At 34.7% G+C, this 22,751-nt stretch carries 15 protein-coding genes; 12 read left to right on the forward strand and 3 right to left on the reverse strand.

The window, feature by feature from the left end; genetic code table 11:
* The first annotated feature begins 125 nt into the window (after positions 1–125).
* The 3 genes from bglX to ACNQGH_RS03855 all read left to right on the forward strand — a co-directional run bounded on the left by bglX (position 126) and on the right by ACNQGH_RS03855 (position 6,749).
* Entirely contained in the window at positions 126–2,390 is a 2,265-nt protein-coding gene (gene bglX / locus ACNQGH_RS03845) for a beta-glucosidase BglX (protein WP_417954663.1), read from the forward strand.
* Between the two features lie 357 nt (positions 2,391–2,747).
* Positions 2,748–4,670, forward strand: coding sequence for a discoidin domain-containing protein (locus tag ACNQGH_RS03850; RefSeq protein WP_417954665.1), 1,923 nt, complete (start codon positions 2,748–2,750; stop codon positions 4,668–4,670).
* A 129-nt stretch (positions 4,671–4,799) separates the two neighbouring features.
* Positions 4,800–6,749, forward strand: coding sequence for a family 43 glycosylhydrolase (locus tag ACNQGH_RS03855; protein ID WP_417954666.1), 1,950 nt, complete (start codon positions 4,800–4,802; stop codon positions 6,747–6,749).
* Positions 6,750–7,350: 601 nt separating this feature from the next.
* Here ACNQGH_RS03855 and ACNQGH_RS03860 read toward each other — a convergent pair.
* Positions 7,351–8,745 (reverse strand): phage integrase SAM-like domain-containing protein, encoded by a 1,395-nt coding sequence (locus ACNQGH_RS03860; RefSeq protein ID WP_417954667.1) that lies wholly within the window; start codon positions 8,743–8,745, stop codon positions 7,351–7,353.
* Positions 8,746–9,224: 479 nt separating this feature from the next.
* Between ACNQGH_RS03860 and ACNQGH_RS03865 the strand changes: the two genes are divergently transcribed.
* Positions 9,225–9,347 carry a hypothetical protein gene (locus ACNQGH_RS03865; RefSeq protein WP_417954668.1) on the forward strand — a complete coding sequence of 41 codons (123 nt, stop codon included), beginning with the start codon at positions 9,225–9,227 and terminating at the stop codon, positions 9,345–9,347.
* 328 nt (positions 9,348–9,675) lie between these two features.
* Entirely contained in the window at positions 9,676–10,365 is a 690-nt protein-coding gene (locus tag ACNQGH_RS03870) for a group II intron maturase-specific domain-containing protein (RefSeq protein ID WP_417954669.1), read from the forward strand.
* A gap of 375 nt (positions 10,366–10,740) precedes the next feature.
* On the opposite strand, the gene ACNQGH_RS03875 is transcribed toward ACNQGH_RS03870, so the two are convergent.
* The gene (locus tag ACNQGH_RS03875; protein WP_417954670.1) at positions 10,741–11,565 is read right to left on the reverse strand and encodes a universal stress protein; all 825 of its coding nucleotides are present in this window, start codon (positions 11,563–11,565) and stop codon (positions 10,741–10,743) included.
* Positions 11,566–11,740: 175 nt separating this feature from the next.
* On the opposite strand from ACNQGH_RS03875, the gene rimP reads away from it, so the two are divergent.
* The 5 genes from rimP to ACNQGH_RS03900 all read left to right on the forward strand — a co-directional run bounded on the left by rimP (position 11,741) and on the right by ACNQGH_RS03900 (position 17,655).
* Positions 11,741–12,205, forward strand: a complete 465-nt coding sequence (gene rimP / locus ACNQGH_RS03880) for a ribosome assembly cofactor RimP (RefSeq protein ID WP_417954838.1) — start codon at positions 11,741–11,743, stop codon at positions 12,203–12,205.
* 13 nt (positions 12,206–12,218) lie between these two features.
* Positions 12,219–13,472 carry a transcription termination factor NusA gene (gene nusA, locus ACNQGH_RS03885; protein WP_143385956.1) on the forward strand — a complete coding sequence of 418 codons (1,254 nt, stop codon included), beginning with the start codon at positions 12,219–12,221 and terminating at the stop codon, positions 13,470–13,472.
* 101 nt (positions 13,473–13,573) lie between these two features.
* A complete protein-coding gene (gene infB, locus ACNQGH_RS03890) occupies positions 13,574–16,471 on the forward strand; it encodes a translation initiation factor IF-2 (RefSeq protein ID WP_417954671.1) in 2,898 nt (965 codons plus the stop codon).
* A gap of 77 nt (positions 16,472–16,548) precedes the next feature.
* Entirely contained in the window at positions 16,549–17,019 is a 471-nt protein-coding gene (locus tag ACNQGH_RS03895) for a hypothetical protein (RefSeq protein WP_417954672.1), read from the forward strand.
* Positions 17,020–17,055: 36 nt separating this feature from the next.
* The gene (locus ACNQGH_RS03900; protein WP_417954673.1) at positions 17,056–17,655 is read left to right on the forward strand and encodes a DUF6563 family protein; all 600 of its coding nucleotides are present in this window, start codon (positions 17,056–17,058) and stop codon (positions 17,653–17,655) included.
* Positions 17,656–17,681: 26 nt separating this feature from the next.
* Here ACNQGH_RS03900 and ACNQGH_RS03905 read toward each other — a convergent pair whose 3' ends face one another.
* Entirely contained in the window at positions 17,682–18,074 is a 393-nt protein-coding gene (locus ACNQGH_RS03905; protein ID WP_417954674.1) for an SPOR domain-containing protein, read from the reverse strand.
* A 221-nt stretch (positions 18,075–18,295) separates the two neighbouring features.
* Here ACNQGH_RS03905 and ACNQGH_RS03910 point away from each other — a divergent pair, with 221 nt between their 5' ends.
* Together ACNQGH_RS03910 and ACNQGH_RS03915 are read left to right on the forward strand one after the other, a co-directional pair.
* A complete protein-coding gene (locus ACNQGH_RS03910) occupies positions 18,296–19,630 on the forward strand; it encodes a c-type cytochrome (RefSeq protein ID WP_417954675.1) in 1,335 nt (444 codons plus the stop codon).
* A 29-nt stretch (positions 19,631–19,659) separates the two neighbouring features.
* Positions 19,660–22,716 carry a TAT-variant-translocated molybdopterin oxidoreductase gene (locus ACNQGH_RS03915; protein WP_417954676.1) on the forward strand — a complete coding sequence of 1,019 codons (3,057 nt, stop codon included), beginning with the start codon at positions 19,660–19,662 and terminating at the stop codon, positions 22,714–22,716.
* Positions 22,717–22,751 lie beyond the last annotated feature (35 nt).

Below are 22,751 nucleotides of genomic sequence, written 5' to 3' on the forward strand. Positions count from 1 at the left end.
TATTAATTTTTATTTTTTTTCAGAGCTATTATTTTTAACACTGAAATTATAATTTTCTTTTTCGAAAGTTCTAAACATAATAATACTCCTATTTCAATTTCAATCTTTTTTACATCATTATACATATGCACACAAATTTTTTAAACTTGAAAAAAACTACAAAACTGTTATTGATTTTTTGTTTAATGGTTACTTCAATACAACTGGCTTATTCACAATCAAAAGAACAAAAGATGAATTCTTTTATTGGAAATTTATTGTCAAAAATGACTTTGGAAGAAAAAATAGGACAACTTAACCAATATTCTGGTGAATGGACTCATACGGGGCCAATTACAAAGGAGGGCGATAAGCAAAGTCAAATTAAAAATGGTCTTGTTGGTTCCATGTTAAACGTGATTACAGTGAATCATACCAGAGAATTGCAAGAATTCGCACTTCAAAGTCGATTAAAAATTCCACTATTATTTGGTCAAGATGTAATTCATGGTTTTAGAATAAACTATCCAATTCCCCTAGCAGAGGTGGCCAGTTGGGATATGGCTGTTATAGAAAAATCAGCTCGTTTTGCAGCTGTAGAAGCAGCTGCTTATGGAATTCATTGGACATTTGCCCCTATGGTCGATATAAGTAGAGATCCACGTTGGGGAAGAGTAATGGAAGGCGCCGGTGAAGACACTTATCTTGGAGTTCTTGTTGCCAAAGCAAGGGTAAAAGGCTTTCAGGGAAACGGTTTGGGAAATACAGATGCCGTTATGGCTTGTGCAAAACATTTTGCCGCATATGGAGCAGCCGTTGGTGGCAGAGATTATAATTCGGTTGATATGAGTTTGAGACAATTATACGAAACGTATTTGCCTCCCTTTAAAGCTGCTGTTGATGCTGGTGTAGGAACTTTGATGAATTCCTTTAATGATTTGAATGGGATTCCGGCAACCGGAAACAAATTTTTACAAAGAGAAGTGTTAAAAAAGCAATGGAATTTTAATGGTTTTGTTGTAAGTGATTGGGGAAGTATTGGTGAGATGATTCAACATGGGTTTGTAAAAAATAATTATCAGGCTGCAAAAGTTGCTATTGAAGCAGGTAGCGATATGGATATGGAAAGCAGAAGTTACAAAAATCATTTGGCTCAATTGGTAAAAGAGGGCAAAGTAGATATAAAACTTGTTGATGACGCAGTAAAAAGAATTTTAATTAAAAAATATGAATTAGGATTATTTACAGATCCATACAAATTTTGCAATCAAAAACGAGAAGATTCACAGTTTAATAATCCAGAACATCGCAAACACGCAAGAGATATTGGCGCAAAAAGTATTGTACTTCTAAAAAACGAAAAGCAATTATTACCATTATCTAAAAAAACAAAAAACATTGCACTTATTGGTCCCTTTGGTAAAGCGGTTTCTGAAAATTTAGGTTTCTGGTCTATGTCTTGGCCTGACGATGCTTCGTTAATCGTATCTCAATATCAAGGACTCAAAAAACAAATGGATGCAACTTCAAATTTAATTTATGCCAAAGGTTGTAACGTAAATGATCAAGACAAATCACAATTTAACGAAGCGATTGAAGCTGCAAAAAAAGCCGATGTGGTCATAATGACGTTGGGTGAAGCACCCGATATGAGTGGTGAAGCAAAAAGCCGAAGTTCTTTGCAATTACCTGGAGTTCAAGAAGAATTATTAAAAGAAATTCATAAAACAGGAAAGCCAATTGTGCTTTTGATTAACGCTGGAAGACCCCTTATTTTCAATTGGGCTACAGATAATATTGAAACTATTGCTTATACCTGGTGGTTGGGTAGTGAAGCTGGAAACTCGATTGCAGATGTTGTTTTTGGGAATTATAATCCAGCTGGAAAACTGCCAATGTCTTTTCCTAGAAGCGAAGGACAAATTCCAATTTATTATAATCATTACAATACAGGAAGGCCAGCAAGTAATGAAAATGAAACGAGTTATGTATCAGCTTATATTGATGAAAAAAATAGCCCTAAATTTCCGTTTGGATATGGATTGAGTTATACAAAATTTGAAATTTCCAACTTGAAGCTTTCTAATTCAAAACTAAAGACGACAAATGATACTTTAAAAATTTCTGTTACTGTTGAAAATACAGGAAATTTTGATGGGGAAGAAGTTGTTCAATTGTATATAAGAGATTTAGTGGGATCTGTGGTAAGACCAGTTAGAGAATTAAAAGGATTTCAAAAAGTTTTTCTCAAAAAAGACGAAAAAAAGATAATTCATTTTGAAATAACTCCTGAGAATTTGAAATTTTATAATGATAATTTAGAATATATTTTTGAAGAAGGAGATTTTGAAATTTTCGTTGGTAATAATTCTGACGCGAACTTAAAAGCCGAATTTGAATTAGTTAAATAAGAAGGCTATATATCATTTTTCTTCTGATTTTATTAAAATTTTTCAACAAAAAAAAGAATATGTTACAAGTAAACCTTATATATAGCCACAAAAAAGAACAATTTTATTTGCATATATCCATAATAAAAACACATAGAATGAAATGTTTTTTTTTCTCTTTTTTTGGTTTTAGCCATGAATATTTTTCACGGCCAAAGTATTCAATGATCTTAAAAACAATATAAAATATCCGTAAAAATATGAACTTTCGCTTGGAAAGTTGTTATATAAGTTGTCGTGAAAAATAAAACCAGTGTCTTTTATGGCAAAAAATCGTAATAGATTATAGAAATCAAAATAATTTAAAAAAATGCAAAAATGCGAAAACTGTATTTAATACCGCTGTTATTACTCGTGTTGGGCTGTCAAATCGGCACAGCACAATCTAAATCCAATAATATTGGAAAAACGGAATGGTTCGACCCTAATAAATCTGCCTCAACCTATTGTAACCCCATTAATATTGGCTACAATTATTCTGTTGAAAATCACAACGGAATCCCTGTTTCCCGCCGTTCGAGTGCCGATCCTGTAATTATTCCCTATAAAGGCGACTATTACCTGTTCGCAACCAACCAAGCCGGATTCTTTTGGAGTAAGGATATGTCAGATTGGAAATTTGTTTACGGCAGTTTTCAGCGTCTTCCTAGCGATGACGACCAATGTGCTCCGGCCGCTTGGGTGGTAAACGACACTCTTTTTTATGTAGGTTCAACTTGGAAAAAAGACCATCCAGTTTGGAAGACAGCCAATCCAAAATCTGGTCGATGGACTCGCCATGTAGAAACAGCTATGTTGCCCACTTGGGACCCGGCCATCTTTCAGGACGACGATAAAAAAGTGTATATGTACTACGGTTCAAGCGGAAAATTGCCGCTTTGTGGTGTAGAAGTGGATTACAACACTTGGCTTCCAAAAGGAAATCAGGCTGATTATGAAAAACTATATACTGCAACCGAAGTTGAAGATATTCAGCGTCCTTATGGGGAAATAAAAGCAGTTGTTAATGTAGATCCTGCAGCACACGGCTGGGAACGTTTTGGCCCTAATAATGATATGGAACCTGCCCCTTGGGGTAACTTTATTGAAGGAGCTTGGATGACCAAACACAACGGTAAATATTATATGCAATATGGAGCTCCAGCTACTGAATTCAAAGGGTATGCAAACGGTGTCCATGTGGGAGACAGTCCATTAGGGCCATTTATCTATCAAAAACACAATCCTTTGTCGTATAAACCTGGAGGTTTTGTAATAGGAGCTGGACACGGAAATACTTTTGCCGACAACTACGGTAATTACTGGAATACCGGAACTTGTAAAATTTCTGTAAAAGATCGTTTTGAACGTCGTATCGATATGTTTCCTGCCGGATTCGATAAAGACGGCATAATGTATTCTAATACATCTTATGGCGATTTTCCAATATTGCTTCCTACGAAACAACGTAATCATGAGAAAGGAGCTTCTTCTGGCTGGATGCTACTATCCTATAAAAAGCCAGTGACTGTTTCTTCATTCGAAGAATGTATGGTTATTCAAACCCACAGAGTTGATACAGGCGGAAAAAAAGTATTCGAAAAAATTTGTTACAATGCTACGAATTTAACTGATGAGAATATTCAATCCTATTGGTCTGCAAAAACGAGTAAACCAGGCGAATGGTTGCAGCTTGATTTAGGTAAAAAGATGCAGATAAATGCTTTGCAAATCAATTATGCCGATCATAAAGCAACTCAATACAACAAGGCGATGGATATTTATTATCAATATAAAATCTATATGTCGGATGATGCCCAGAATTGGACTTTAGTAGTTGATAAATCCAATAACGATAAAGATGTTCCTCATGATTATGTACAACTCACAAAACCAATTCAGGCTCGTTATATAAAAATGGTGAATATTCACAATGCCTCAGGATTATTTGCAGTTTCAGATTTCAGAGTTTTCGGAAATGGATTATCAGAGAAACCAAAACCAGTTTCTGAATTTAAAGTAGACAGAAATCCATCAGATTCACGCAATGCAATGATTTTTTGGAAGAAACAACCGGATGTAATTGGTTATAATATTTATTACGGAATTGCCCCTGATAAATTATACAACAGCATAATGGTTTATGACGAAAGTTCGTATGACTTTAGAGGCTTGGATAAAGGAACTGAGTACTATTTCAGTATTGAAGCGTTTAACGAAAGTGGAAAATCAAAATTAAATGAAATAATAAAAGTCAATTAGAAAATCTAATTACTGACTTAAAAAACAATTTCATCATTAAACGGATACACATAAAAATAGCTTATAAAATTGTTGACAAATAGTTTTATAAGCTATTATCCGTTTTTCAAAATATTACAAACATAAAATATGAAAAAATTAGGAATTATACCATTATTGGTTTTGTTTGCATACTGTGGCAGTTATAAAAAAAATAGTTACATTTTGAGTGGTACTAATAAAACTCAAAATAGTATTCTTGGGAAAACAGCATGGTTTGATCCCAATATTTCACAAAAAACGTATTGTAACCCAATGAATATAAGCTATGCATATGGTGTAGAGAATCATAATGGTATTCCTGAGTCTCGTCGTTCAAGTGCAGACCCAGTTATTATGACTTATAAAGGTGATTATTATTTGTTTGCAACCAATCAGGCTGGATTCTTTTGGAGTAAGGATATGTCGAATTGGGAGTTTGTTTACGGAAGTTTTCAGCGTCAGCCACATAGCAGTGATATTTGTTGTCCTTCGGCACTGACCATAAACGACACTTTGTTTTTGATTGGCCCAGATGCAAATATGCCTATCTGGAAAACGGCAAAGCCAAAAGAAGGTCTTTGGACTCGTCATGTAGACAGCATCATTCATCCCGCAGGAGATCCTGGTGTGTTTTTGGATGATGACGGAAGGTTGTATTCGTATTACGGAACCAGTGGAACATATCCACTGGTTGCTTGCGAATTAGATTATAAAACTTGGCAACCTATTAAAAGTAAAGATTATGTTCCGCAACCTGTTTCCCAATATACAAATCAGGAGGAAGCAGTTGATTTTGATAAGCGAGGCATAAAAGAAGTGTTGTGGATTCGTCCTAAAGAGCATGGTTGGGAGCGTTTTGGCCCCAATAACGACCAGGAACCCGCTCCATGGGGTAATTTCATTGAAGGCGCGTGGATGAGTAAGTATAATGGTAAATATTATTTGCAATATGCTGCGCCAGGAACAGAGTTTAAAGGCTATGCAAATGGTGTTTATGTAGGTGATAATCCATTGGGGCCGTTTACTTATCAAAAACACAATCCGATGTCCTATAAACCCGGAGGCTTTGTAATAGGAGCTGGACACGGGAATACTTTTGAAGATTTAAATGGTAATTTTTGGAATACTGGAACCTGCAAAATTTCAATGAAAGACCGTTTTGAACGACGCATTGATATGTTTCCTGCTGGATTTGATAAAGATGGAATTATGTATTCAATTACTTCTTACGGAGATTTTCCTGTAAAATTATCCGAACAAAAACGGGATCAATCAAAAGGGGCATCTGCAGGTTGGATGTTACTATCATACAAAAAAACAGTAACTGTTTCTTCAATCGATACTTGTGCTTTAACTCGTACGCATAGAATAGACAATCAAGGTAAAAAAGTTTTCGAAAAATTGTGTTTTGGAGCTGAAAATGTAACGGATGAAAATATCCAAACGTGGTGGTCGGCAAAAACTAATAATCCTGGGGAGTGGCTCCAAATTGATTTGGGCAGAGAAATGCAAATTAACGCTTTACAGATCAACTATGCCGATCATAAATCGACACAGTTAAACAAAGCTATGGATCTCTATCACCAATATAGAATCTTAGTTTCGGATGATGCGAAAGTCTGGAAATTGGTTGTTGACAAATCAAAAAATAATAAAGACGTTCCGCATGATTATGTAGAATTAACAAAGTCCATTGAAGGCCGCTACGTAAAATTGGTTAATGTTCATGCTGCAACAGGGTTGTTTGCCGTTTCTGATTTTCGTGTTTTTGGAAATGGATTGTCCGAAAAACCAAAATCGGTTACCGGGTTTAAAGTAGAAAGGAATCCGTCAGATCCACGCAATGCAATGATTTATTGGAATAAACAATCTGATGCAATTGGACATGCTATTTATTACGGGATTTCCCCTGATAAATTATACAACAGCATAATGGTTTACGATGAAAATTCGTATGACTTTAGAGGCTTAGATAAAAAAAGTGAGTACTATTTCAATATTGAAGCGTTTAACGAAAGTGGAAAAGCAAAATTAAATGAAATAATAAAAGTCAATTAAAAAGTCAATTATTGACTTGAAACAATTCATCATTAAACGGATGCACATAAAAATAGCTTATAAAATTATTGACAAATAGTTTTATATGCTATTATTCGTTTTTCAAAATATAACAAACATAAAATATGAAAAAAAAAAATAGGAATCATACCGTTATTGGTTTTGTTTACATACTGTAGCAGTTATAAAAAAATAGTTACAGTTTGAGTGACACTAACAAAACCCAAAATAGTATTCTTGGGAAAACAGAATGGTTTGATTCCAAAGTTTCACAAAAAAAAACGCATTGTTACATAAAAGCGCATGTCTATTGATCCTATTCTATTGACAACTTTTTTGTACATTTGATTACATTGTATTTAGAAAATTTTTTCCAATTGGAACTATAGTTGTACTTAGTGAAGAGGTTTAATATATCCTGCAAATTTATAACATCTCGTACAAAAGCTTTAAATCTTCAAGTAAAAGGTTCGAATTTTGTACCATTGGGTTCAAATAATCAATTATACGAGTAATAGAATAATCTGGTGTTATAATAGTTTGAAAATTATTAGAAGGCAAAGTTTATCACTATAGAAAATGAGTTTAAGTGTTGGACTCTCTAGTATTTGTAGAGGGGTGATTTTTTTGAATTTAAAATATTGATTAAGTTTACAGCTTTACTAATTAATTTTGTTTTATCATACGTTTGAACAATGGATTTGTATTTATGCTTTGGATGAGTTATAGGTTCAATATCTTCGTCCAGAATTCCTAGTTCTTTTAGATTGGTAATAAATGTGGAGCGACAATCGTGAGGATTGAAAATGTCGCTTAGTTTTTCTTTTGTTATTACGGGGTTGTCAATGGTATAATAGTATTTTTTTACATCAACTAAATTATCAATTTCTAAGTGTTTAAGATATTTGGTTATGTATTTTCTAATGTTTGTTTGAGCAGGAAATTTAGGAAATTTATTGTTGTTTTGCTGTAGGTAAGTTTTAATTGGAGATAGAATAGGAATGGTTGCTGTTAGCTCATCTTTATTTTCTTTAGATTTCCTGATTTTAGTTATGATACAATAATAGTTTTTTGAATTATGCTTGATGTCTTTAGGTTCTATTTCGTTTAAATATACCATGTCGCTAATTCGTAATCCCGTAAAGGAAGATATAATAATATAGTTTCTGGCATGTATGAATTCTTTCGAATAATTTACATCAGAATTAATGATGGTAGTAAGTTGTTCAATAGTTAAAATTATTTCGTTTTTTATTTCTCTTCTCTTTATTTCATATTCTTCACTAGTATGATTAAATCCTATAGATATATTGTTTTTGAGAGCTGCATTGAGGATAGCTCTGAAATGTTTATTTTCTTTGACTATGGTATTATGAGCATAATATTCATCATTTGCCTTTTTATGAATATCATTTATTTCTTTGAAAAAATCCAAGAATATTTCACCTGTTAATTTACTGAAGGTTAAAATTGTTTTTTTATTGGTTTCGTAATTTTCTATATGATTTTTTAAATTGGTATATTGATTTCCTGTAGCAGCAGACCATCTTTGACTGGATGTTATTTCTGTGGCTGTTCGTCTAGTTACAGTCTCAGCAATATAATCAATAATCCTAATGTCATTGTTTAATTTTATTGTTCTTCCTAATTTTTCAAGAATTAACGTTTTTAGCTCATTTGGAGTTGGATCTTTATCGTGTTGGTCTCTGAAAAGATTCAATTGGCCATAACTTGTGGTCTCTATTTTATCGAGAACATTGTTTAGGTTTTTACCGAATTTTTTAATATATGTTTGGTTAGGGCGATAGATAGGTTGATCGTTCCAATATTCTTTTTGGATTCTATACTCCGTAGATAATCTAACTGGTAGATAAATGTGTTTTTTTGTTTTTAGATTATATTCTTTAAATCCATAACTAAAGTTGAAGAAAATTAAATGTTCTCCTGAATTAGTTGGTTTTGCTTCTAAATTAAAAAAATGAGTAGCTTGTTTCATAAGTAAGATAATATCGCGTAGTAAATCACGTAGTAAAAGTATGGTATTTTATGATATTTAACGATATAATGTGGAACTTTATTTTATTTTTTATTTGTGTAACTAATTGGTTTGTAGTGGATTGAGTGTTTTTGTTATGTAATGATACATTAAGATATTAGTCCTTGTAGACCAACGTAAAGCCTCTCATTTTTTGAGAGGCTTTTTTTGTATGTCGGGCATGGTCTTTTTCTAGCAGAGTGTAAGTCTCTGTACACGCCGAATTGATAGATTATTTGCGAGAGCAAATACCTAGCAATTGGCAAGGGTGTCTATCGTGAGATAGAATCTGAAAGAAGCCATCAGCAAAAGTGAGGTTCTGACGTACAGAAATCTAATACAAGGCTAACTTTGGGAGGGCAAGCGAGCAATAGATTGCGAAAGCCCAAAATTCAATCGTAACCCAATATAGTAAATTAGGCAGAACTCATGGAAAGAAAATGAGCCTTATCCCGAGAGGTCTTGAAACTTGTTCCAACGGGACTATGGATGTAGCGATGCAAACAGAAGAGTTTCAAGAAGTCAGCAGAGGACATAGTACAGCAGATACGAGCCGAAGGTGATACTAGGAGGACTCACAAAACTGGAAGGTCTGAATCTTTAGAAAAATTATCACAACTCGTGATAATTTTTCTTATCCAAAGTAAATCGTTATCCAAAGTTTGCTTGTAAGCGTTACTATTCATGAGTGTTTTACTCTATTTACTTTTTAAAACAGCTTTGGATAACGATATAGGTTATTTTGTGAAATTCTTTAACCATTCCCTAAGTTTCGAGTCCTTTTCCCATATCCCTTCACTTATCTGAGCTGGTATAATATTAACATATGCGGCCTCTAATGCCTCACGTTTTTGTTTTGAGTCAGCTCTAGCATAAATCTCTGTGGTCTGTATGGATACATGCCCAAGGATATCACGAACAAAATCCAAACGTTTGGATTTTGTTCGCTACGCAGACGATTGTAATATTTTCGTACAAAGCCAAGTGGCGGGAGAGAGGGTAATGCAATCGATAAGCAACTTTATCGAAAACAAACTAAAACTTGTTGTAAACAAGGACAAGAGCAAAGCTTGCGATGTAGATCAAACCAAATTTCTAGGATATACAATCCAGAAAGGGGGTTGTCTAACCATCTCAAAGCAAAATCAAGAACGCTTCAAAGAGAAAATCCGACTAATCACCAAACGTAATCGAGGAAGAAGTATTGAGCAAGTTATCTCGGAACTAAATCCCACCTTACGAGGATGGTTACAATATTTTCAATACGCAAAATGCTCAAAATTAATGCGAATTTTAGATGGGTGGATACGAAGGAAACTTCGATGCTACCGAATAAAACAATGCAAAAGAGTATTTACGTTACAACAATTCCTAGCGAAATTAGGAGTAAAGAAGTGGCAAGCATGGATAATAGCCTTGTCTGGAAAAGGACTTTGGCGAAAGTCAGGAAGTCCACAAGTACACCAGGCTATGAACAATAATTGGTTTGAAGAACAAGGCTTGTATAATCTTGCATGGCACTACGAGAGGTTCAAAGATCTAAAGAAACCGCCGTGTGCGAGAGCATGCACGGTGGTGTGAGAGGGCGAGGGAGCAATCCCTCTACCTACTCGATTTGGGGATATATCGGGCATGGTCTTTTTTTTGCGGAATGGTATGTTTTGTGCAGGTTTTCTGAACCTCTTCTTTTTGTATCAGTACAGCGCATCGTTCCTTTCGGACAGGTTTCTATATCTCTCGAGATAAGAGTGTGTTTTCTTTTTAAATACGGCTTAATTGGCTCTATTGGGGTATGGTGGGGTTTGGGCCTTCGGAATCGAAAGCTCTGTTGATTTCCTAAAGTTAGCCTTGTGTTAGATTGCAGTGCATCTTTGCCAGTGGGTTCTTTCGGATTCTGCTGCGCGATAGATAGCAATTTGGGGATTTAATTTTGAGGATGATTTTTGTGACGAAAAATTAAATTTTAAAAGTAATTACGGGCTTAACGGCATGGTTTACTAAGTCCTCGCTAATACTTCCATTAAAGAAATGTGCGAATCCGGTTCTGCCATGGGTGCAGAGTCCGATTAAATCAGCGTTAATTGCATTTGAAAAATTGAGTACGCCACTTTCTACATTGACGTCATTAAAAATATGCAAGGAGTAATTTTCAATCTCAACATCTGCAATAAAATCACTCATTATTTTTTCACCAAGCAAGGTGGGCTTGAAGCTATTTGGCGTACTGATCATTACTAAAAATAGATTGGCATCAAATATTTTAGCGAACTCGATCATTTTTTTGAAAGGTTTTTTTATTTCATTCGAAAAATCAGATGCGAAAACGAAATTTTTACCATTAAATTTGCCTACATCTTTTTTAATAACTAAAACGGGTATGTCTGAAAGGCGTACTACTTTTTCGGTATTGGAGCCTATAAGTAATTCTTCAATTCCGGAAGATCCATGTGAGCCCATTACAATTAAGTCGATTTTATTTTTTTTGCTAAAAGCTAAAATACCATTTGATGCTCTTTCAAAATGAACTGTTTCACTAACGGAAATCCCATTCAAATAGGGACGTTCTTTGATTTTTTGAAACGTTTCGTTTGCTTTTTTTATAAAGAGCATCACTTCCGGAATTCCGCTTCCGCCAGAAATAGCATCGCTCATTTGACTTGGTAATTCCAGCATGTGCAGCAAGAATATTTCGCAATTATTTTTTTTTGCAATTTGTGCGGCTACTTTTAAGGCGTCTTCAGCATGTTCTGAAAAATCGGTTGGTACTAAAATTCGTTTCATAATTAAAAGTTTAAATTATGTGAAAAAATAGTTATTTTTATGCTTCATTAAAGATAAGAAATATTTTAACAGCAGTCGATTATTTTAATTAATAAAAAAAAACACTATATTTGCACCGTTATTTATTAAAATCTAGATAATGAGGGGACTAAATGTCCCCTCTTTTTATAAAAATATGACATTTAAAGAAAAAGTAAATACGTTATTGACAGAATGCCTTTTAGAAAAGCCATCAATTTTTTTGATAGACCTTACTGTCACTGATGCTTTTAAGGTTATTGTGAATTTGGATGGTGATACAGGAGTAGCGCTTCAGGATTGCATCGATGTGAGTCGTTTTATAGACAATAACTTGGATCGCGAGGAACAAGATTACTCTTTAGAAGTAGCTTCGGTAGGGGTTGGGTCGCCATTGAAATTAGTAAGACAATACAAGAAAAATATAGGGCGCACATTGATTGTGAAGACTGGGGCAGAAATAATTGAAGCAGAATTAGTGGAAGCTAATGATGATTTTGTAATTTTGTCGTGGAAAGCAAGAGAGCCTAAAAAGATAGGAAAAGGAAAGGAAACAGTTCAAAAAGAACTTAAACTGCCTTACGGAGACATTAAAGAAGCAATTGTTACAGTAACATTTTAATTAAAGAATTCGCATGGAAAATTTAGCATTGATCGATTCATTCTCAGAGTTTAAAGATGATAAACTTATTGATCGTGTAACGCTTATGGCAATTTTGGAAGATGTATTTAGAAATGCATTGAAGAAAAAATACGGTTCAGATGATAATTTCGATATTATTATAAATCCTGACAAAGGAGATATGGAAATTTGGAGAAGAAGGGTAATCGTTGCTGACGAGGATTTAGATTTTGAAAATGAAGAAATTACGTTGACAGAAGCTAGAAAAATCGAAGCTGATTTTGAAATTGGCGAAGAAGTTTCTGAAGAAGTAAAATTAATTGATTTAGGGAGAAGAGCTATTTTGGCCTTGCGTCAAAACTTAATTTCAAAAATTCATGAGCACGATAACACGAATCTTTATAAACAATTTAAAGATTTAATTGGAGATATTTACACTGCAGAAGTGCATCATGTTCGCCCTAGAGTTGTAATTTTGGTCGATGATGAAGGGAATGAAATAATTTTGCCAAAAGAAAAACAAATACCTTCTGATTTTTTCCGCAAGGGAGATAATGTAAGAGGGATAATTGAAAGCGTTGAATTGAAAGGAAACAAACCTCAAATTATTATGTCCAGAACTTCTGAGAAGTTTTTGGAAAAATTATTTGAACAAGAAATTCCTGAAGTATTTGATGGATTGATTATGGTGAAAAAAGTAGTGAGAATTCCAGGTGAAAAAGCAAAAGTTGCTGTAGATTCTTATGATGATAGAATTGATCCGGTAGGAGCATGTGTTGGTATGAAAGGTTCTCGTATTCATGGAATTGTTCGTGAATTAGGAAATGAAAATATTGACGTAATTAATTATACAAGTAATATTCAATTGTACATAACCAGAGCATTAAGCCCTGCAAAAGTATCTTCAATTAAAATTAATGAAGATACTAAAAGAGCGGAGGTTTTCTTGAAACTTGAAGAAGTTTCTAAAGCTATTGGTCGTGGTGGACATAATATTAAATTAGCTGGTTTATTAACTGGTTATGAATTGGATGTTATCCGTGAAGGTGATGTTGCAGGTGCAACTGCCGATGAGGATGATGTTGAATTGACTGAGTTTTCAGATGAAATTGAAGACTGGGTTATTGAAGAATTTGCAAAAATTGGTTTAGATACTGCTAAAAGTATTTTAAAACAAGATGTAGAAGATTTGGTAAGAAGAACAGACCTAGAAGAGGAGACGATTCTAGATGTAATGAGAATATTGAAGGAAGAATTTGACAGTTAGTCATTGCTTCTGACACAATAAAATATTCCACTTTCATTTCTTTCTCTTTTGGAGAAGGTTAGGGTGAGGAACAACAAAAAAGGTAATAATAAAAAGGTTTTATGTCTGAAGAGAGAATTATTAGAATAAACAAAGTTTTAAGGGAATTGAATATTTCTTTAGAAAGAGCTGTGGATTATCTAAAAGATAAGGGTATTGCTATTGAAGCAAATCCAAACACAAAAATTTCTGATGATGTATACAATGTCTTGTGCGGTCAGTTTGCTGGTGACAAAGGGAATAAGGAGGCTTCGAAAGAAGTAGGGGAAGAGAAAAGAAAAGAAAAAGAAGCTTTACGTGTGGAGCGAGAGAAAGAAATCGAAGACAAACGTAAGCAAGATGACGAACGACTAAAACAACAAGAAGTTATAAAAGCGAGAGCTGTTGTGACTGGTCCGGTTCAAGTTGGGAAAATTGATCTTAATCCTAAAAGACCAACAGTTGTTCCTGCTCCTGCTAAGGTTGCTGAAAAAATTGAAATTCCTGTGGTTAAAGCTCCGGTTGAAAAACCTGTAATAGTGGAAGCTGTTCAAAAAGAGCCTGTTCAAAAAGAGCCTGTTCAAAAAGAACTTTCAGAAGAAAAACCCGTTTCAGACAAAAAAGAAATTAAACCTGTTGTTGGAATAAAAGAAGTTAAGAAAGAACCTGTAAAAGAGGTTGTTGCTGAACCGATAAAAGCGGCTCCAGTTGAAGAAACTCCTGTTGATGAGACTATAACAACTCAATATCAAAAATTATCAGGAACTACTTTAACAGGTCAAATAATTGATTTATCTCAGTTTAATAAGCCTAAAAAGAAAAAAGAAGAGCCTAAAATTACTCCAAACAAACCGGGTGCACCTGGAGCTGTAGGAGCTAGTAATGCCAATAAAAATAAACGCAAGAGAATTGCTCCAAAACCAGGTACTCCTAGACCGCCTGCTGTTCCCGGAGTTCCAAATCCGAATAAAATTACCCCGAATACCGGCGGTGGTGGTGGATTCAATGCAAATAGAAGTGCCAGACCTGGTTTCGTAAAAGGAAACAGACCTGCCATTGTTGCAAAAGTTGAGCCTACGGAAGAGGAAGTTAAAAATCAAATTAGAGAGACTTTAGAAAAACTACAAGGAAAAGGTGGTAAATCTAAAGCGGCTAAATACAGAAGAGACAAAAGAGATACGCACCGTCAGAAATCTGATGATGAGCAAAGAGCTATTGATGAGGGAAGTAAAACAATTAAAGTTACTGAATTTGTTACTGTAGGTGAAATTGCAATTATGATGGATGTGCCAATTACTAAAGTTATCGGTACGTGTATGTCACTTGGAATCATGGTTACCATGAATCAGCGTCTAGATGCAGAAACATTGACTATTGTAGCCGATGAGTTTGGTTATGAAGTGGAGTTTATTACTGTTGATATTGAAGAAGCAATTCAGGTTGTTGAAGATAAAGAAGAAGATCTGGTTTTCAGAGCGCCTATAGTTACTGTAATGGGTCACGTCGATCACGGTAAAACATCTTTACTGGATTACATTCGTAAGGAAAATGTTATTGCTGGTGAGTCAGGTGGAATTACACAGCATATCGGTGCCTATGGGGTAACATTAGACAACGGACAAAAAATTGCATTTTTGGATACACCAGGACACGAAGCTTTTACAGCAATGCGTGCCCGTGGAGCTCAAGTTACGGATATTGCTATTATTGTAATTGCAGCGGATGATGATATCATGCCACAAACAAAAGAGGCTATTAGCCATGCTCAGGCAGCAGGTGTGCCAATTATTTTTGCTATCAATAAAGTGGATAAGCCAAATGCTAATCCTGAAAAAATTAAAGAAAAATTAGCAGGTATGAATTTACTTGTTGAAGATTGGGGTGGAAAAATCCAGTCTCATGATATTTCTGCCAAAACAGGATTAGGAGTAAAAGATTTATTAGAAAAAGTATTATTAGAAGCTGAATTATTGGATTTAAAGTCTAATCCAAATAAAGCGGCTCAAGGAACTGTTGTTGAGGCATTCCTTGATAAAGGTAAAGGATATGTTTCTACTATATTAGTACAGCACGGAACCCTTAAAATTGGTGATTATATGCTAGCGGGTAAACATCATGGTAAAATTAAAGCCATGCATGATGAACGCGGAAATATAGTTACTGTTGCGGGACCTTCTACGCCGGTATCAGTTCTGGGATTAGATGGTGCTGCTACAGCGGGTGATAAGTTCAATATTTTTGAAGATGAAAAAGAGGCAAAACAAATCGCTTCCAAACGTTCTCAATTAATGCGTGAACAATCAGTTCGTACACAAAGACATATTACATTAGATGAAATTGGACGTAGAATTGCTTTAGGTCAATTTAAAGAATTGAATATTATCCTTAAAGGAGATGTTGATGGTTCGGTTGAAGCATTGTCAGATTCGTTCTCTAAATTATCTACTGAAGAAATTCAAATTAACATCATACATAAAGGTGTTGGGGCAATTACAGAAACTGACGTTATGTTGGCTTCCGCTTCTGATGCAATCATTATCGGATTTAATGTTCGTCCTGCTGGAAACGCAAGACAATTGGCAGACAAAGAAGAGATAGATATCCGTTACTATTCTATTATATATGCGGCAATCGATGACTTGAAAGACGCGATGGAAGGAATGCTAGCTCCGGAAATGAAAGAAGAAATTCTGGGTACTGCAGAAATTAGAGAGATATTCAAAATTTCTAAAGTTGGTTCTATTGCCGGAAGTATGGTTATGGATGGTAAAATTGTTAAAAACGCCAAAATGAGAATCATCAGAGAAGGTGTTGTTGTCTTTACTGGAGAGTTATTGGCTTTGAAGCGATTTAAAGATGATGTAAGAGAAGTTGCTAAAGGATACGATTGTGGTATTCAAGTGAAAGGATACAATGATATCGAAGAAAGAGATGTTATTGAATCGTACCATGAAGTAGCAGTTAAAAAGAAATTGAAATAAAATTTCAATATTTAGAATTAAAATCCCGATTTTGTCGGGATTTTTTTATTTTTATAAGTTACTAAAAAATGAAATCCATGAATAAATTACTTATATTATTTTTTGTTGCCTTTACTGCTGTTGTGTTTTCTCAGAATAAAACGGAATATCATACAATATCCCTAAAAGACAAAAATGATAAAACATCAGGATTTAATTTCTATGTCGAAAATGTGTATGATGGAAGGCAGTTTAAAGAAAATATCGGAACCGTTCAAAAAGGGGGATTCAACAGAAAGGTTTTAGCGAATTTTGAAAAAGCTTTAACAGAAGAATTCTTTGATTACCTCGCTGTTATTTGTCCAAAACAGGAAAACAAACCTAAAATTTCTATTCGGATTAATGACTTATATGTTTCTGAACTTACTCGAGCAATGTCTGAAACAGGTTATGCAACAGTAGTGATTGATATTATTGAGTCTAAAGGTGGGACTGATTATGTCGTTGGGACATATACCGCTTCGGCAGAGAGTAACGGGATGGATGTTACTAATAAACACGATGAATGATTGAAAAAAGTTTTACTACAATGTTTAACCGATTATATGAAAACAAGCGATAATGATAAAACTCCTATAGTGTTTTCCGGGGATCAGAATATTAAAAGTAAAACGATAACTGCGATTCCTTCCAAGGGTGTTTATTTGACTTATGCTGATGTTTTAAACGACAGACCACTTGACGATAGCAATTTTCAATTTGTAAACAAAAAGGAAAGATTTTATTTGCTTAATAAAGCTACTAATTCTGAAGAGTTGAATTATTACGGATTAAGTGATGGGAAAATTTTTTATTTAAATGTCTCCAAGTATGCAAGTGCAAAATATTATGCTAAAACCGAAATAATAGGAGGTAAATATTATATAGAAGATGTAGTTTACAATGCTAATAATGCCATTGCTATGGGAGCGATGTTTGGGTTGATTGGTGTTGCAATTGCTTCTTCCGCTGGAAATAGCTCCTCAGTGCCGATGCTTATTGATTGTTATTCGGGACAGCCCTCTTTTTTGTCAAATAATGAAATGAAGGCTATGTTGATGCCTTATCCGACACTTTTGAAAGACTTTAAAAACAGCAAGAAGAGGGGTGAAGATATAAAAGCCATACTTAAAAGGTATTACCAAGAAGCCGTGGTTCAATACTAAAAAAGACACCCAATCAGGTGTCTTTTTTAGTATTTGCTTGGTTTTATCAGAAGTACATTTTTGTATTTTTTTCTAATGTTTATTAGATTTCGTTCTGCTTCTATGCGATTTTTGAAATTTCCTACCCAAACTTTATAGTTTGGCGTATTGAATATAATTGTCCCGTCTATGTCGTTAAATTCTTGTTTGAATTCATTTAATGTGTTTTTTGCTTTTTCGCTCTCGCCACTAAAAATTTGAACTTTATACCAGTCATTCGCAGCGTTTGTGACGTTTGTTTTTCTTTTTTCGTTTAGTAATTGTTCGAATTTTGGGTCTTGATTTACCGTGATATTTCGATCTTGCGCATTAATATAGCTTGTCATAAGACCTAATGTAACAGTGTAAAAAAGGGCTTTTCGGGGTGTTAAAATTCTCATAATGTGATAGTTTTTATGCAAAAGTAATACATATAGAATGAAAGGAAATAATAAATATTATTTAGAATTAATATAAATTGAATTTAAGACTATTTTAAGGTTTTGAGAATAGTTCTTAAGTCGTATTTTTGTCCCAGTTTTTAAAGAATGTATTAATTTTTTCTAAAAGTAATATAATAGAAAAAATCGTACCAAATTTTAGTAGATAATCATTATACTATATGGAAAAGGTGGGTAACCATAATTCGATCTCAAGGAAATTATATTTAAGCTTAGGGCTTACGCTGATTTTCTCCTTAACTTCAATTGCGCAAGTTGCTGCTCCAGCAACAACAACAGCAACGCCAGCAGCTCCTGCTGCAACACAAGGTGGTGACCCTGTAAAGGGAAAAGAACTTTTTAATGCAAATTGTGCGGCATGTCATAAATTGGATGCCAAATCAACAGGACCTATGTTAAGAGGTGTTTCTGCTAAGCACGATATGGCTTGGATTTACAAATGGGTTCACAACAGTTCTGAGGTGATCAAATCTGGAGATGCAGCTGCTGTAAAAGTTTTTGAAGAAAACAATAAGGCTGTAATGACAGCTTTTCCTCAATTAGCCGAAGCGGATATTGATAATATTATTGCTTACACGTCTGAACCAAAAGCGGAAGCTCCGGTTGCTGCTGCAGGTGCTGCTTCAGTTCCAGGTGCTGCAGGTAATGATAGCGGTATTTCCAATAATGTTATACTTGGCGCTCTTGCTTTAGTGATGGCTATGCTGGTAGTGATGTTGTTTTTAGTGAATAATGTTTTGACGAAAGTAGCAAAGTCTAATGGAATTCAAGTAGCTCCAAAGGCAGCAACTACTCCAATCTGGAAAGCATTTGCTAAAAATCAATTTCTAGTACTGGTAACGTCTATATTTTTATTATTGTCCGGCGCTTACTTTGTATACGGTTTCTTGATGCAGGTAGGTGTTGATCAGGATTACGAGCCGATTCAGCCAATTCATTATTCGCACAGAATACATGCTGGTAGTAATGGTATTAGTTGTAAATATTGTCACTCTTCTGCGAGAGTGAGTAAAAATGCAGGTATACCGTCTCTAAATGTGTGTATGAATTGTCATAAGAATATTTCTGAAGTTTCTGATACTACTGCAACTCCGGATCATACCAAAGCATTCTATGATGGAGAAATCCAAAAATTATATACCGCAGTTGGTTGGGATCAGACAACTCAAAAATATACTGGAAAAACGCAGCCAGTTAAATGGGTTCGTATCCATAATCTTCCTGATTTTGTTTACTTTAATCACTCACAACACGTTACTGTAGCTGGTATTGAATGTCAGACTTGTCACGGCCCGGTTCAGACTTTTGAGGTTCAAAAACAATTCGCGCCATTAACTATGGGTTGGTGTATTAATTGTCATAGAAAAACCGAAGTTAAAATGGAAGGGAATGATTATTATACAAAAATTCATGAAGAACTTTCTAAGAAATACGGTGTAGACAAATTGACTGCAGCGCAAATGGGAGGTTTAGAATGCGGTAAATGCCACTATTAATCAAATTATTAAGATTTTAATATTTATATATGTCATCAAACAAAAAATACTGGAAAAGTGTTGAAGAGCTAGACGAAAATAGTTCTATTGTTGAGGCGCTTAGAAATAACGAATTTGTTGAAGAAATTCCTACTGATGAATTTTTAGGAAATAATGATGCTTTATCATCTTCGTCAACAACACGTCGCGATTTTTTAAAGTACGTTGGGTTTAGTACTGCCGCTGCTACGCTTGCAGCTTGTGAAGGTCCTGTGAATAAGTCGATACCTTATGTGCTTCAGCCAGAACAAATCATTCCAGGAGTAGCAGATTATTACGCAACCTCAGTTTTTGATGGTTTCGATTTTGCAAATCTTTTGGTAAAAACACGCGAAGGGCGTCCTATTAAAATAGATAATAATACTATTGCCGGGGCAAAATTTTCTGCCAATGCTAGAATTCACGCGTCTATATTGTCATTATATGACAGTATGCGTTTAAAAGAACCTAAAATTGAAGGTAAAAGTTCAACCTGGTCTGATATTGATTCTAAGATTAAATCAAGTATTGCTGATGCAAAAGCAAAAGGGGGGCAAATTGTCCTTTTGACAAATACATTGGCAAGTCCGTCAACTGAAAAGGTGATTGCTGATTTTATTGGTAAAAATCCAAATGCAAAACATGTAATTTATGATGCTGTATCTTCATCTGAAGCTTTAGATGCTTTTGAAGCGGTATATGGTGAAAGAGCTTTGGTTGATTATGATTTTTCAAAAGCTTCTCTTATAGTGTCTGTTGGAGCAGATTTTCTTGGAGATTGGCAAGGTGGGAGTTATGATTCGGGTTATGCTCAAGGCAGAATTCCAAAAAACGGAAAGATGTCTCGTCATTTTCAACTAGAATCAAATATGACTTTGTCTGGTGCTGCTGCTGATAGACGCTTAGCTATGTCTACTGCAAATCAAAAACAAGCATTAGTATATATATATAATGTTATAACTGGCTCGTCTGTTGCGGTTAGTTTAGATGATAAATTTAAATCTGAAGTTAATAAAGCTGCTCAGCAATTAAAAGCTGCTGGTTCAAAAGGAGTTTTGGTTTCAGGTATTCAAGATAAAAATGCACAACTATTAGTTTTGGCTATCAATCAAGTATTGGCTAGTGAAGCTTTTAGTACTTCGGGAACGAGACAAATAAGAAAAGGATCAAACGATAAAGTTACTCAATTGGTTAATGAAATGAAAGCGGGAAGCATTCATACATTGATCATGAGTGGTGTAAACCCTGTTTATACGTTAGCGGATAGTAAATCATTTGCTGAAGGTTTGAAAAAAGTTAAAACTTCTGTGACTTTTTCTTTGAAAGAAGATGAAACTGCTTTACTTACTACAATTGCTGCTCCGGTTCCTCATTATTTAGAGTCATGGGGTGATTTGAGTTTGACAAAAGGGACTTACAGTGTTACACAGCCAACTATTCGTCCTTTGTTCAATACGAAACAATTTCAGGACGTTTTATTGTCTTTAAATGGTATTGGTGGAACTTTTTACGATTATTTAAAAGCTAATGCTGCAACAATTGTTTCGGGTTCTACTTGGAATAAAGTATTGCATGACGGTGTTTTTGTTGGGGCTATCCCGGCTTCTTCTGGATCTTCTGCTGATTACAGTGCTGCGGCTATTGCTTTGGCTCAATCAAAAGCTGCTGAAGGAATGGAATTGGTTTTGTATACAAAAACCGGATTAGGAGATGGGCAACAAGCCAATAACCCTTGGTTACAAGAATTACCAGATCCGATAACAAGAGTTTCTTGGGATAATTACGTTACTGTTTCGAATGCGGATGCTAAGAAGTATGTTTTGTCTAATGAAATTGTAGCTAATGGTGGTTTGAATGGTAGCTATGCTACAATTACAACAGCTGATGGTTTAAAATTAGAAAATGTACCGGTAATAGTTCAGCCAGGTCAAGCAGTTGGTACTATTGGTTTAGCTTTAGGTTATGGACGTAAAGCGGCTTTGAAAGAAGAAATGCAAGTAGGTTTAAATGCTTACTCATTATATAAAGGTTTTAATAATGTTCAATCGGTAACATTGGTTAAAGCTGACGGAGAACACGAATTTGCTTGTGTTCAAGGTCAAAAAACATTAATGGGAAGAGGTGATATTATCAAAGAAACCTCTTTGGAAATTTTCAATACTAAAGATGCTGAGTTCTGGAATGAACAGCCTATGGTATCTTTGGATCACAAAGAAGTGGAAGCTACAAAGGTAGATTTATGGGATTCATTTGATCGTTCTACCGGACATCATTTTAATCTTTCTATCGATTTGAATGCTTGTACTGGTTGTGGTGCTTGTGTAATTGCTTGTCACGCTGAGAACAACGTTCCTGTTGTCGGTAAAGCTGAAATTAGAAGAAGTCGTGATATGCACTGGTTGCGTATTGACAGGTATTATTCTTCTGAAAGTACATTTGCAGGAGATAATGAAAGAAAAGAAAATATTGCAGGTTTATCCAGTTCGTTATCTACATTTAATGAAATGGAAAAGGCAGGAGATAATCCTCAAGTTTCTTTCCAACCGGTAATGTGTCAACACTGTAATCATGCGCCTTGTGAAACTGTTTGTCCAGTTGCTGCAACCTCTCATGGTCGTCAGGGGCAAAATCAAATGGCTTATAATAGATGTGTTGGTACGCGTTACTGTGCTAATAACTGTCCTTATAAAGTGCGTCGTTTTAACTGGTTCTTGTATAACAAGAATAGTGAATTCGATTATCATATGAATGACGATTTAGGACGTATGGTATTGAATCCAGACGTAAATGTTCGTTCTCGTGGAGTTATGGAAAAATGTTCTATGTGTATCCAAATGACACAAGCAACAATTTTAAATGCAAAAAGAGAAGGAAGACCTATCGTAGATGGAGAGTTTCAAACGGCTTGTTCAAACGCTTGTTCTACCGGAGCAATGGTTTTTGGAGATGTAAATGATAAAGAATCTAAAGTTACTAAGCTAGCTGAAGACGAAAGAATGTATCATTTGTTAGAGCATGTTGGAACAAAACCAAATGTGATTTATCATGTTAAAGTTAGAAATACCTAGTACAAAAAATAATTAATTAAGAATCAATATAAAGG

Source organism: Flavobacterium kochi (assembly GCF_048286715.1).
GTDB lineage: Bacteria > Bacteroidota > Bacteroidia > Flavobacteriales > Flavobacteriaceae > Flavobacterium.

Excerpts from the sequence above, each read along its gene's own strand:
- bglX (WP_417954663.1), top strand. The coding sequence starts at position 126 with ATGCACACAAATTTTTTAAACTTGAAAAAAACTACAAAACTGTTATTG.
- ACNQGH_RS03850 (WP_417954665.1), top strand. The coding sequence starts at position 2,748 with ATGCGAAAACTGTATTTAATACCGCTGTTATTACTCGTGTTGGGCTGT.
- ACNQGH_RS03855 (WP_417954666.1), top strand. The coding sequence starts at position 4,800 with ATGAAAAAATTAGGAATTATACCATTATTGGTTTTGTTTGCATACTGT.
- ACNQGH_RS03860 (WP_417954667.1), bottom strand. The coding sequence starts at position 8,745 with ATGAAACAAGCTACTCATTTTTTTAATTTAGAAGCAAAACCAACTAAT.
- ACNQGH_RS03865 (WP_417954668.1), top strand. The coding sequence starts at position 9,225 with ATGAGCCTTATCCCGAGAGGTCTTGAAACTTGTTCCAACGGGACTATG.
- ACNQGH_RS03870 (WP_417954669.1), top strand. The coding sequence starts at position 9,676 with ATGGATACATGCCCAAGGATATCACGAACAAAATCCAAACGTTTGGAT.
- ACNQGH_RS03875 (WP_417954670.1), bottom strand. The coding sequence starts at position 11,565 with ATGAAACGAATTTTAGTACCAACCGATTTTTCAGAACATGCTGAAGAC.
- rimP (WP_417954838.1), top strand. The coding sequence starts at position 11,741 with ATGACATTTAAAGAAAAAGTAAATACGTTATTGACAGAATGCCTTTTA.
- nusA (WP_143385956.1), top strand. The coding sequence starts at position 12,219 with ATGGAAAATTTAGCATTGATCGATTCATTCTCAGAGTTTAAAGATGAT.
- infB (WP_417954671.1), top strand. The coding sequence starts at position 13,574 with ATGTCTGAAGAGAGAATTATTAGAATAAACAAAGTTTTAAGGGAATTG.
- ACNQGH_RS03895 (WP_417954672.1), top strand. The coding sequence starts at position 16,549 with ATGAATAAATTACTTATATTATTTTTTGTTGCCTTTACTGCTGTTGTG.
- ACNQGH_RS03900 (WP_417954673.1), top strand. The coding sequence starts at position 17,056 with ATGAAAACAAGCGATAATGATAAAACTCCTATAGTGTTTTCCGGGGAT.
- ACNQGH_RS03905 (WP_417954674.1), bottom strand. The coding sequence starts at position 18,074 with ATGAGAATTTTAACACCCCGAAAAGCCCTTTTTTACACTGTTACATTA.
- ACNQGH_RS03910 (WP_417954675.1), top strand. The coding sequence starts at position 18,296 with ATGGAAAAGGTGGGTAACCATAATTCGATCTCAAGGAAATTATATTTA.
- ACNQGH_RS03915 (WP_417954676.1), top strand. The coding sequence starts at position 19,660 with ATGTCATCAAACAAAAAATACTGGAAAAGTGTTGAAGAGCTAGACGAA.